This is a genomic window from Marivirga arenosa (genome assembly GCF_030503895.2).
Taxonomy (GTDB): Bacteria; Bacteroidota; Bacteroidia; order Cytophagales; family Cyclobacteriaceae; genus Marivirga; species Marivirga arenosa.
This window is the reverse complement of sequence record NZ_CP129970.2, coordinates 2790170-2802529: the sequence shown is the minus strand read 5'-3', so window position 1 is coordinate 2802529 and position 12360 is coordinate 2790170. Positions and strand designations below refer to the sequence as shown.

Annotated in this window: 12 protein-coding genes; 10 read left to right on the top strand and 2 right to left on the bottom strand. The window is 33.1% G+C overall.

The features are described from left to right. The first annotated feature begins 31 nt into the window (after positions 1-31). From QYS48_RS12250 to QYS48_RS12240, 3 genes are read left to right on the top strand one after another with little or no spacing between them, the layout of a single operon-like run. Positions 32-577 (top strand): DUF1599 domain-containing protein, encoded by a 546-nt coding sequence (locus QYS48_RS12250; RefSeq protein WP_308356151.1) that lies wholly within the window; start codon positions 32-34, stop codon positions 575-577. Between the two features lies 1 nt (position 578). Further along, positions 579-1670, top strand: coding sequence for a BT_3928 family protein (locus QYS48_RS12245; protein ID WP_308356150.1), 1092 nt, complete (start codon positions 579-581; stop codon positions 1668-1670). 3 nt (positions 1671-1673) lie between these two features. Next, entirely contained in the window at positions 1674-2171 is a 498-nt protein-coding gene (locus QYS48_RS12240) for a shikimate kinase (protein WP_308356149.1), read from the top strand. A 32-nt stretch (positions 2172-2203) separates the two neighbouring features. Here QYS48_RS12240 and QYS48_RS12235 read toward each other — a convergent pair whose 3' ends face one another. Together QYS48_RS12235 and QYS48_RS12230 are read right to left on the bottom strand one after the other, a co-directional pair. Further along, positions 2204-3763 carry a hypothetical protein gene (locus tag QYS48_RS12235; RefSeq protein WP_308356148.1) on the bottom strand — a complete coding sequence of 520 codons (1560 nt, stop codon included), beginning with the start codon at positions 3761-3763 and terminating at the stop codon, positions 2204-2206. 106 nt (positions 3764-3869) lie between these two features. Beyond that, the gene (locus QYS48_RS12230) at positions 3870-5438 is read right to left on the bottom strand and encodes a hypothetical protein (protein WP_308356147.1); all 1569 of its coding nucleotides are present in this window, start codon (positions 5436-5438) and stop codon (positions 3870-3872) included. Positions 5439-5453: 15 nt separating this feature from the next. Between QYS48_RS12230 and proS the strand changes: the two genes are divergently transcribed. The 7 genes from proS to QYS48_RS12195 all read left to right on the top strand — a co-directional run bounded on the left by proS (position 5454) and on the right by QYS48_RS12195 (position 12354). Then, positions 5454-6932 carry a proline--tRNA ligase gene (gene proS, locus QYS48_RS12225; protein ID WP_308356146.1) on the top strand — a complete coding sequence of 493 codons (1479 nt, stop codon included), beginning with the start codon at positions 5454-5456 and terminating at the stop codon, positions 6930-6932. 31 nt (positions 6933-6963) lie between these two features. Continuing rightward, a complete protein-coding gene (locus QYS48_RS12220; RefSeq protein ID WP_308356145.1) occupies positions 6964-7425 on the top strand; it encodes an NfeD family protein in 462 nt (153 codons plus the stop codon). Position 7426: 1 nt separating this feature from the next. Continuing rightward, the gene (floA, locus tag QYS48_RS12215) at positions 7427-8437 is read left to right on the top strand and encodes a flotillin-like protein FloA (protein WP_308356144.1); all 1011 of its coding nucleotides are present in this window, start codon (positions 7427-7429) and stop codon (positions 8435-8437) included. A gap of 113 nt (positions 8438-8550) precedes the next feature. Next, positions 8551-9465, top strand: a complete 915-nt coding sequence (locus tag QYS48_RS12210) for a PhzF family phenazine biosynthesis protein (RefSeq protein ID WP_302101522.1) — start codon at positions 8551-8553, stop codon at positions 9463-9465. Further along, positions 9458-10531, top strand: a complete 1074-nt coding sequence (locus QYS48_RS12205) for a glycosyltransferase (RefSeq protein WP_308356143.1) — start codon at positions 9458-9460, stop codon at positions 10529-10531. The genes QYS48_RS12210 and QYS48_RS12205 overlap by 8 nt, the downstream gene beginning before the upstream one ends. A 68-nt stretch (positions 10532-10599) precedes the next feature. Beyond that, entirely contained in the window at positions 10600-11628 is a 1029-nt protein-coding gene (locus tag QYS48_RS12200) for a DUF6588 family protein (RefSeq protein ID WP_308356142.1), read from the top strand. 135 nt (positions 11629-11763) lie between these two features. Beyond that, a complete protein-coding gene (locus QYS48_RS12195; protein WP_308356141.1) occupies positions 11764-12354 on the top strand; it encodes an outer membrane beta-barrel protein in 591 nt (196 codons plus the stop codon). Positions 12355-12360 lie beyond the last annotated feature (6 nt).

Genomic DNA, 12360 nt, shown 5'->3' with positions numbered 1-12360 from the left:
TTTAAAGTAGAATTTTAAATTAAAACGCTATTTGATGACCCAAACCGAGAGCGAATATAAGGAAGTTATTGCGCTGTGTAAAGATGTTTTTGAAAAGAAGACAAAAGATTACGGTACGGCATGGAGAATTTTAAGATTACCCTCCATAACTGACCAATTATTTATTAAAGCTCAGCGAATAAGATCAATTCAGGAAAAAGGTACTCAAAAAATTGAAGAGGATATAAAAAATGAATTTATCGGAATTATTAACTACTCTATAATAGCCATTATTCAAGAATCCTTAGATGAAAAAGCTCCCCTGGAAATTTCTGCAGATGAATTAATGCCCAAATATCAGGCAGTGGCTGACGAGACCTTAGCATTATTACTTGATAAAAATCATGATTATGGAGAAGCATGGCGTGATATGAGAATCAGTTCTATAACAGACATCATTTTAATGAAACTTTATAGAGTGAAACAAATTGAAGATAATCAAGGTAAAACTTTGATATCTGAGCCTGTAAAAGCAAATTATCAGGATATGATTAATTATGCCGTTTTCTGTTTAATCAAATTAAAAGAAAAAAAATAATATGAGAACAGTTATTGATATTGTTAGATATATAGTTGGAGGTTTATTCGTATTTAGTGGTTTAGTAAAGGTTGTAGACCCTGTGGGAACAGCCATAAAACTAGAAGAATATTTTGCGGTTTTTGCTGGGGATATTGCTTCATTCTTTTCAATTTTTGAGCCTTATGCTTTAGTTATAGGAATCGTTTTAAATGTGTTAGAAGTAACATTAGGAATTGCCCTAATGATTAGGTGGAGAGTAAGATACACAATGAATTTGCTAAGCATCATGATTGTATTCTTCACTTTTCTGACCTTTTATACGGCATACTTTAATAAAGTAACAGACTGCGGATGTTTTGGAGATGCCATTACTTTAACTCCTTGGCAATCCTTCACAAAAGATGTAATTCTATTAGTTCTAATAGGGTTCTTATATTTTAATATTGATAAAATAAAAGAAAGTACATTTGGGCCTAAAAATGTAATAGTAGTCTGCGTTACTGCAATTAGCTTACTTTTATGTATCTATTCTGTAAAGCACCTTCCTATTATCGATTTTAGAGCTTACAAAATTGGGACTAATATTCCTGATGCTATGAAAGCGAAAGAAAACCCAAAATTTCAATATACTTTTGAAAAGGATGGAGAAGAAATCAAGTCTTATGAGTATATGTCTGAGGAAGAGGGCTATAAACTAGTGGGACATGAAATTACAAACCCAGAAGCCTCTACTCCTAAAATAACTGATTTTGCTTCGTGGGATGAATCAGGTGATAAAACACAATATCTTTTGAATGGGCAGAAACTTTTGATAATTGCATATGATATTGCTAATGCTAATACTGGTGGCTTAATAGAAGTCAATGATCTTTTATCAAGATTAGGCCCAGGTATTGAACCCATCATATTAACTTCTTCTTCAGCGGAGGATGTACTCAGAATTAAAGCATTGCGAGGGCTAAAAGCTAATTTCTATTATGCAGATGCTACAGTTTTAAAAACTATTATTCGGTCTAATCCTGGCTTAGTTTTAGTTAAAGATGGAACTATTTTAGATAAATGGCATTTTAATGATGTACCTAACCCAATTGATGTCAGAGAAAACTTATAATTAATGCGATATTTTCTTTTAGGGCTTCCAGGAAGTGGTAAAAGCCACTGGGGAAAGATTTGGGCCCGTGAAACTAGAAATTCATTTTTTGACTTAGACGAGGTAATTGAGAATAATGAAGGAGAGAGCATAAAAAATATTTTTAAAACCGAGGGTGAAGACCATTTTAGAAACTTAGAAAGCTTTTATCTTAATAAATTAATAGATAATTATCATGGATTAGTTCTATCAACCGGAGGTGGTACTCCTTGTTTCAATGAAAATTTAAAACTTATGGCCAGTGCAGGAAAAACAATTTTCCTAAATCCACCCATTGAGGATATTGCTTCAAGAGTATGGAAACCTGAAACTAATGTGAGGCCAATGTTCAATCAATGCAAGTCTAAACAAGAAGCTTTTAGATTATTAGAAGATTTAAAAACTAAAAGAATTAGATACTACGAACAGGCTGAAATAATACTAGAAAGTTGGGATGAGACTATAATAAAAAAAATAAAGTAATAGAAGGCCAGTTCAGTACTGGCCTATTTTAATTATAAACTCTTACCTATTGTTAGCCTGAAATTTGAAATATCTGATTCCGATCTTATTACGTCACTACTCATATCACTACTAGAATAAGCAACAAAATCAGGATTATCAAAACTGCTCAATCGGTATGTTGCATCAATAAAAAATCCATTCTTTTTCATTATACCAATTCCAGCAGAAATTGATTGTCTATTAAGATTGAAATTTTTATAAGGATTATCAAAATAAGCGTAACCTACTCTGGCCCGAAAAATATTAAGCCTTCCTTCTGCCCCAACTTTTAAATTAAAAGTACTATTCAAATTATTTCCAACCTCAGGGACATCTCCATCAAATGCTCCATTTGTACTACTATATCTTGCCGAAGCATAATCAACATATTCCAAATCTGCTGTTATAAACCCATATTTTGATATGAAAGTAGTAGCACCAACAGACACTTTTTGGGGTAATCTTAGGCTATAAGACGGGACTTCATTAATTATTTCTTCTTCATAGCTAATATTCTCTTCACCTGTTTCAGGATTAAAGAAAAAGAAAGTTTCCATAGCTATGTCTTGTGTTTCGTTCATGGAAATAAAAGTTGGACTAGTATAAGAGAAGCCTACATTTAAAATGTTTATGGGTTTATAAATAGCTCCTAAAGTAAAAGCAGCTCCAGCACCAGTAATCATAGTTTCTTCATTTAAATCCATGTAGTTAAGAAATGAATTATCTGGGGTCTCTCTAAAACTCCGTACCATTCTATAATTAAGAAAATTCACATTAAGTGCTGCTCCTATATATATCTTGTCATTATAGTTTGCACCGTAGGAAACATCCAAAGTAGTAATTCCACTATAGGTGTCAATATTTTCTCTCTGATCTGCTGATTGTGTTAAATAACCACCCGTATCCCCATCAAAATCATATCGATCTATTAAAAATGTATTATTCTCAGTGTTAAAAGTCTGTAATAAATAAGTTTGATAAGCTAAGTAGGTATAAGCATTTGAATTAGCTACATCATCAATTTCATTTTGTGTATTAAATTCTCTGAAACCATTGTCACTTAAAAAAGGAGTTAGGGCATTTTCAGTAAAATCATAAGCAATTCCGTTTTCATTTTGACTTACAGTTCCGTTATAATTAATGTTATTATAGAAACTTTGCTTTTGATTTATTGCTAATCCAAAAGCTCCAGAAATCCATTTCGAATCTGCATATTCCTCAAATCGGTTTTGCAAAACAAATCCCAAATTAGGAATTTGAAAATTCCCTCCCACATTAAAAGTATTATTCCCTTCATAGGTTGAGTTGAATTGTCCTAGTCTTAAAACAGGAGAAATAGCCCATGAAGATCGATTATAAAATCCTAAACCAGCGGGGTTAGCTGAAATACTACTGATGTCACCACCTAAAGAAACATTAGCTCCACCTAAGCCGACAAAGCGAGCTGAACCTCCTCCATCGGTCTGACTGAACCTAACAGCGTCAGCAGTGTATAAAGGCACTTGAGCTGATGAATCAAAAGCCATCATTACACTCGCAAAAACCGCAAATATATAAACGGACGTTTTCATTTTACTAAATTTAAAAAGTTGAAGTTTAGACGTAGTTGTATTGTAAATACTCTGAAAAGTAAGGGTTAATTTAAAAAAAGCACCCTTTAACAGGTGCTCTTAAATATTATCTACCACCTCTTCCTCCTCGGGAAGAGCTGCTTCCTCTTGAACTACTACTAGAGGACCTGCTGCTAGAAGATGATCTACTACTTGATGAAGATCTGTTGTAAGAGCTACTTGATCTTGAAGAAGAAGATGATCTTCCAAATGAAGAAGAACTTCTACTCGAACCGGATGATCTTCCAAACGAAGAACTACTTCTACTTGCGCCAGTAGATCTACCAAACGAGCTGCTACTTCTGGAACTGGAACCGAAACCACTCGATCTATCAGAATTAGAGCTTCTTCCTGAAGAATATGTAGTTCTATTAGTTCTAGAACTATTGTAGTATATTGAATTATCTACAGCATTATTAGATCTACCTGTTCTACTACTCGTGTAAGAAGACCTAGTTCTATCTCCATTGTAAACTGCAGTTCTTGCTCCTCTATCAGAAGTAGATGCAGTTCTCGCATATTCTGCTGTCCTAGATGATCTACTGTAAACTGGATTATTTGAACTTCTAGGTGTAGAAACTCTACTGCTTGCAGTTCTTGCAGAAGTTGCAGCTAATCTTGATGATCTATCAGCTGTGTTGGTACTTCTTAATGCAGTTCTGCTTCTGTCCGTACCAACATTTCTACTTGCATTATACGAATTAACATTTCTGCTTCTTGTACTTGCCACTCTTGTATTATCTACAGATCTAGTAATTCTTGGCCTACTAGTATAAGTTCTGTTTCTTCTGCTATTGCTGTAATCACCATAAAATCTGTTTTGATATAAGCCAGTATAATAACCATCGTAGAAGCCATTTCTATAACCATTATGATAAGCCCATAAAGAATTTCCTCCCCAGTAAGGGTTTCTCCATGGATTCCCATAGGCATATGGATTACCCCAGAATGGGTCATAGAAAAATGGATCGTAGAAACCTCTTCCGTATCCTACAGACCAATAAGAACCACCCCATGAATTCCAACCAAATCCAACATTGAAACCTGGACGATAAAAGAAAGGGTCGTAAAAACCTCTATTAGCCCATGAATTAAACATCCACGGATCATTCCATCCATACATCCATGAATTCATACCATAATAATTATAGATCTGAGTTTGAGCCATACGATTCCCAGTTTGGGGGTTTCTCCCTTGTCTGGCTGCACTTTCATCATAATACCAGCCTTCCTCAGTGTTTTCAGCAACTGGTGGCGCTTGATTTAGCTCTGCATTATTTTCTTTTTCATTATTTTTTAAATCACGAAAATCTGAATCCGATTCAAATTGATCATAATCATAGCCCGATTTTTTTAATTGCTCTGCTCTGCGTTTCTCTTCCAAAGCAATCTTTTCATTCAATACTTTTCTATCTTTGGAATTAAAATAAAGGTCATCATTCTCAACTTTTAAATCAGATTGAGAAAAACCTATGTTCGGCATAAAAAATATGCTAATAAATAGTATAAAGCTTAAGGTTTTCATGGCTACATAATTTAATGTTTCTAATTTTACAACGTTTATCATCGCAAATTGATTTCCAATATATGAAATCTCTTTGTGATAATTAACATTAAATATTGATACAAACTTCATACCAAATTATATAAAATGGCGAAAGGATTACCAAAAAGAAGTGAAGATTACTCGCTTTGGTACAACGAATTAGTAAAAAGAGCGGATTTAGCTGAGAATTCAGCAGTTAGAGGAAGTATGATCATCAAGCCCTATGGTTTTTCCATTTGGGAAAAAATGCAAAGACAATTGGACGATATGTTTAAGGAAACAGGTCATCAGAATGCGTATTTTCCTTTATTCATTCCAAAATCATATCTTAGTAAAGAGGCCGCTCATGTTGAAGGTTTTGCAAAAGAATGTGCAGTTGTTACCCATTATCGATTGAAAAACGATGAAAATGGTAAAGGTATAATTGTAGATCCAGATGCTAAATTAGAGGAAGAATTAATTGTAAGACCTACCTCTGAAACTATCATTTGGAATACTTATAGAAATTGGATTCAATCCTATCGGGATTTACCTCTTTTAATCAATCAGTGGGCAAATGTAGTAAGATGGGAAATGCGTACTCGTCTTTTTCTTAGAACAGCAGAATTTCTTTGGCAAGAAGGACACACTGCTCATGCTACTAAGCACGAAGCTATTGAAGAAACCGAAAGAATGATCAATATCTATGCTGAATTTGCTGAAGAATTCATGGCATTACCAGTAATAAAAGGATTGAAATCTGAAAGTGAAAGATTTGCTGGGGCTCTAGAAACGTATTGTATTGAAGGACTTATGCAAGATGGAAAAGCATTACAAGCTGGAACATCGCACTTTTTAGGCCAGAATTTTGCTAAAGCTTTTGATGTAAAATTTGCCACAAAGGATGGTGGAAAACAAGAATATGTTTGGGGAACTTCCTGGGGCGTTAGTACCAGATTAATGGGGGCCTTAGTAATGGCTCACTCAGATGATGACGGGCTTGTCTTACCTCCTAGATTAGCTCCAATTCAAGTAGTAATTGTTCCTATTTTTAAATCAGAAGAAGATCAGAACAGAATTGCTGAAGTAGCAGAAAAGCTAAGAAAAAGCTTGAAGAAAAAAAGGATTACTGTGAAATTCGACAATAGAGATACCCATAAGCCTGGATTTAAATTTGCAGAATGGGAATTGAAAGGAGTGCCTTTAAGAATTGCAATTGGGCCGAGAGATTTAGAAAATGGAACTGTTGAATTAGCTAGAAGAGATACTAAAGAGAAGAATACAGTGAATATTGAAGGTATTGAATCAATTATTGAGGATACTTTAGAAGCAATTCAAAATAATATTTACAAAAAAGCCAAAGACTTTAGAACTGAGAATACAGTAAAAGTTGATACATATGAAGAGTTCAAAAATATTATTGAAAATAAAGGAGGATTTGTAAGTGCTCACTGGGATGGAACTGCTGAAACAGAAGAAAAAATAAAAGAAGAAACGAAGGCTACTATCAGGTGTATTCCTCTTGATGCTGAAGAGGAAGCAGGTACATGTATTTATACTGGAAAACCGTCAAATAAAAGAGTGCTTTTTGCAAAAGCTTACTAATTTTAATTATTTTTAGTTTTATTTGCATCATATGGTAGGTATAATATTTCTTATTTTAGCTGGCTTAGCATTAATTATAGCTGAGCTTATTTTTGTTCCAGGCACTACATTTGTTGGAGTGATCGGCCTTTTACTTACCATAGTAGGTATCTTCATCGTTTTTGATGATTATGGAAATATAGCTGGTTATTGGACAGTTGGAATCACTGGAATTGTTACTGTAGCAGCTATTATCTTTAGTTTTAAATCAGCATCTTGGGATAGATTTTCTTTAAAATCTAGTATTAAAAGCAAAGTAAATGATTCAGATGTTTATACATTTCAGGTTGGCGAAAAAGGTAAAACTATTTCTGATTTAAAACCTATTGGAAAAGCTGAAATATTTGGTAAAGTTTACGAAGTAAGAAGTAAGGGGGAATGGATAGGTGCAGGACAAGAAATTCAAATTATAAAAATAGATCATAAACGAATATTTGTAGAACCAATTAAATAATATGGACACATCATTAATCTTTATTGTAATCGCAGGAATAGTATTATTTTTTGTATTCCTGTATTTTGTACCTATCAACCTTTGGATAACCGCGATATTTTCTGGTGTTAAAGTAGGTTTATTCGAGCTTGTTTTTATGAGAATCAGGAAGGTTCCGCCAAGAATTATAGTGGAATCTATGATTACCGCTACAAAAGCAGGACTAGAAGTTACTACCAATGAATTAGAGACACACTACTTGGCAGGTGGTAATGTCCCTAATGTAATTAAAGCATTGATTTCAGCAGATAAAGCAAATATTACTTTAGGGTTTAAGCAGGCAACCGCTATTGATCTTGCGGGTAGAGATGTGTTTGAAGCTGTTCAAATATCAGTTAATCCGAAAGTAATTACAACACCTAAAGTTGCAGCGGTTGCTGCAGATGGTATACAATTAATTGCCATTGCAAGAGTAACCGTTAGAGCAAACATCCAACAATTAGTTGGGGGTGCCGGTGAAGATACAATCTTAGCTCGAGTAGGTGAAGGTATAGTTACTTCTATCGGTTCTGCTAACTCACATAAAAATGTATTAGAAAACCCTGATAAGATTTCTAAATTAGTATTACAAAGAGGATTAGATGCAGGTACTGCATTTGAAATACTTTCAATTGATATTGCGGATGTGGACGTTGGGGCAAACATTGGCGCCAAACTTCAAACTGACCAAGCATCAGCAGACTTAAAAGTTGCTGAGGCAAAAGCAGAGGAAAGAAGAGCTATGGCCGTTGCTGAAGAACAAGAAATGAGAGCTAAAGCTCAGGAAGCAAGAGCAAATGTAATTCAGGCGGAAGCAGAAGTACCTCAAGCTATAGCAGAGTCATTCAGAAGTGGAAATCTAGGGATAATGGATTATTACAGAATGCAGAATATTCAAGCTGATACTGATATGAGAGAGTCTATTTCTGGCAATGACAAAGGAACTAGTTCAGGAAAAAAATCTTCTGGTGGTAAAAAAGGAGACGATAAATAGACAATAATTAACAATTAATTTAAAGGCTCATTTTTTAAAAAAATGAGCCTTTTTTATGCTTTTCGGATACTTTATTATGCTATTTTGTTCAATCTTTTTTACTAATTTAGAGCATGAGCGAAACTATACAATTTCAAATAATTGATGTTTTTACATCTGAACCTTTCGGAGGAAATCCTCTAGCTATTTTTGATGATGCTGATAATTTATCCTCAGAACAGATGCTTAAAATTGCTAAAGAATTAAATCTTTCGGAATCAGTTTTTTTGAATAAGCCTGCTCATGATGGTGATGTAAAAATGAGAATCTTTACGCCAGGTATGGAATTGCCAACAGCGGGCCACCCTACTATTGGAACTGCATTCTATTTGTTGAAAATAAAAGATATAATACCTAAAAATGATTTAGAGCTAATTTTAGAACAAAATATTGGAGATTTAAAGGTTCAGTTCCAGAAAGAAGAGAGTGAAATCTCAAAAATATTAATGGAACAACCACTACCGAAATTTGAACAAACCTTTAAAGATAAAAAATTAGTGTCTTCTTTAATATCTGTTAAAGAAGATGATATTGAAGAAGATTTTCCATGCAGAATTGTGAATTGTGGTAATCCATTTCTAATTATCCCATTAAAATCAAAAGCTGCAATTGATAATATGAAGTTAAATAATGAGCTTTTCAGCGAAATCTTAGATGAAATATTTATTACAGGAGTAATGGCTTTTTCATTAGAAACAGTTAATAAAAATAATTTGACCTACAGCCGAATGTTTGCTCCACATATAGGAGTACCTGAAGATCCTGCAACGGGCAGCGCACATGGCCCATTGGCTTCATATTTACATAATTACAATATGGCTGATTTGAGTACCATCAGAATAGGCGAACAAGGCTATACTATGCAAAGGCCTAGTCAGATAAAAATGAAAATTGTACAAGAAGCAGGTAAAATTTCAAAAGTATTGGTTGGTGGATCATGTGTACATGTTGGTAGTGGTGAAATCATTATACCTCAAATAAATGAGTAAAAAGCAAATATTATTTGTTTGTCCTTACCCAACTGATGAAGCTCCTAGTCAGCGATTTAGATTTGAACAATATTTCGAAATTTTAAAATCGTATGGCTATAAATACGACATTGCACCCTTTCTTAATATAAAAGCATGGAATATTTTATATAAAAATGGTTCATCAATCCAAAAGTCAATTTGGATACTATTATCTTATTTCAAGAGAATTGCACTTTTATTTTTTATTAGAAAATATGACCGAATTTTTATACATAGGGAAGCATCTCCAATTGGGCCTGCATTTTTTGAATGGTTTAGCGTTAAAGTTCTGAAAAAGAAAATCATTTATGATTTTGATGATGCGATTTGGTTAGATGATCCTAATGAAAAAGGATCCTTAAAAGCAATTTTAAAATGGAAAAGGAAAGTCAGAAGTATTTGTAAATGGAGTTATAAGGTAAGTGCAGGGAATCAATATTTAGCTGATTATGCAAAAAGATACAATCAAAATGTAATTATAAACCCTACAACCATAGACACTGGCTATCATGAAAATAAAGTAATCCAAAAAGAAAATGAAAAAATCACTATTGGATGGACTGGAACGCATTCTACCTTACAATATCTATCTCCCCTAATTCCTATTTTAGATCAGCTTAATCAAAAATATGACTTTGAGTTATTAATTATTTCCAACCAAAAGCCAGATTTTAATGTCAATTACATACGATTTATAAAATGGAGTAAAACTTCTGAAATTGAAGACTTGAATCAGATTGATATCGGAATTATGCCATTATCCGATGATATATGGAGTAAAGGGAAATGTGGTTTTAAGATGCTTCAATATATGAGTATAAATAAGGCTGTCATTGCTTCTCCTGTAGGTGTCAATCAAAAAATATTAGAGGAGAGTAATGCTGGTATAATAGCTTCAAATGATTCTGAATGGATAAATGGTTTGAAAAAATTATTGGATAATAATGACTTAAGAAATGAATTAGGTAAAAGAGGACGGAAGTATATTCAAAACCACTACTCTGTCAAATCTAATACTGAAAACTTTCTGAAATTATTTGATTAATAAACTAAATTTAACTTTTAAATATAAAATCAATACTTTTACATACGTTTCTACTAAAATTAAATAATATGAAAAGAATAATTACAATACTTTCATTAGCGATTTTTTGTATTGCTAATATTCAAACCACTAAAGCTCAAGAATTTGAATCTTTGATTCAAAGTAGTTTAGGTGATGCCAATACTTATTTAAAAGACTATATGAATCCATTCGCTGCTTCATTAGGTAATGGATTAGCAAATGGTTGGTACAATACTGCAAAACCACACAAAACATTAGGTTTTGATTTAACTGTGAATATGAATTTTGCTGTAATACCAGATGCCGCTTCTCAGTTTGAATTTGTTGCTTCTGAATATAATAATTTAAGACTAATTAATTCATCTGATAATATGCTTCCTACTTTTACTGGTGGATCTACCGAAGCACAATTAGAGATTTTTGGATCTAGAGAAATTGATGGTCAAACTTATGATTTCGAACAAGCAATTGGTGCACCTGATGGTTTCGGTTTAAGTGATTTACCTGGTCCTCTAGCAGTTCCGACTCCTACTGTGCAGTTAGGTGTTGGCATTGTAAAGAATACAGATTTAATCTTAAGATTAACTCCTGAAGTTAATGTAGGTGATTTAAGTTTTAGATCATTCGGATTAGGTGTTAAGCATGATTTCAAACAGTGGATTCCTGGAATGAAGTTATTACCGTTTGATTTATCAGCTTTAGTAGGCTTTAATAGAATTACTACTACCTACCAAATTGATCAAGCAGCTGATCAATTTGCTGAGTTCAATGCGAGTGCTACTACTGTTCAAGCTATAATCTCTAAAAAATTATTATTCTTCACTCCTTATGCTGGTTTAGGTGTAAATATTGTGAATTCTAACTTCGCTATGAAAGGCGATTATGTATTCAACCAAGGTACTCCTGAAGAAATAGATGTTACTGATCCAGTTGACATTGCTTTCGATGGAGCTGGTGGCCCAAGATTTACTGTTGGAGCTAGAGTGAAAATTTTATGGGTTTTAGCTTTAAATGTTGATTATACTATCCAAAAATACAACACTTTATCTGTTGGATTAGGATTAAATATCCGTTAAAAAGAAAAAATAACAAAAAAGCTCAGATCAAAATTTTTGATCTGAGCTTTTTTGTTTATTACCATAATACACGTTTAACAATTAAATGAATATTTTTTAAGTTATAATTGCATCTGAAATTTAAAATCAACTAAAATGAAAAGTAAATTATTAATTATTGCCCTTATAGTTATAGCACATACTGGCTATACCCAAATCAGCTCTGGGAACTTATTAATTGGCGGAAGTGCTCAATTTAGAAGCTCTGATAATGCTGATATTCAAAGCATTACGATTTCACCCAATATTCATTATTTCATTAATGATAATATTTCTTTTGGTGGTACTTTAGGGTACAATACCCAAAGAAATAATATTGGTGCTAACGATTTTGTAAGGACTAATACATTTTCGATAGGTCCTGAAGCTCGATATTATATGGAATTAGGAGAAAGCTTATTTTTCTATGGAGCCGGAAGAATTGGACTTGGCTTTGGTGGATCAAATGCTATTACTGGTAATAGCAATACAGACCTAAATGATTTATCAACTTTTTCATTTAACCTAAATCCAGGAATTTTATTTACACCTGGATCTAAAATAGGTTTCAATTTTGAATTGAATTTATTTACTTATAGAAGAGTTTCGAATACACCGGCAGGAAGCAATACGAGTGCTATATCAAATGAAATAGTTTTAGGACCAAATACTTTCACACCTACTTTTGGTCTTTTTTATATTCTCTGAAACTAA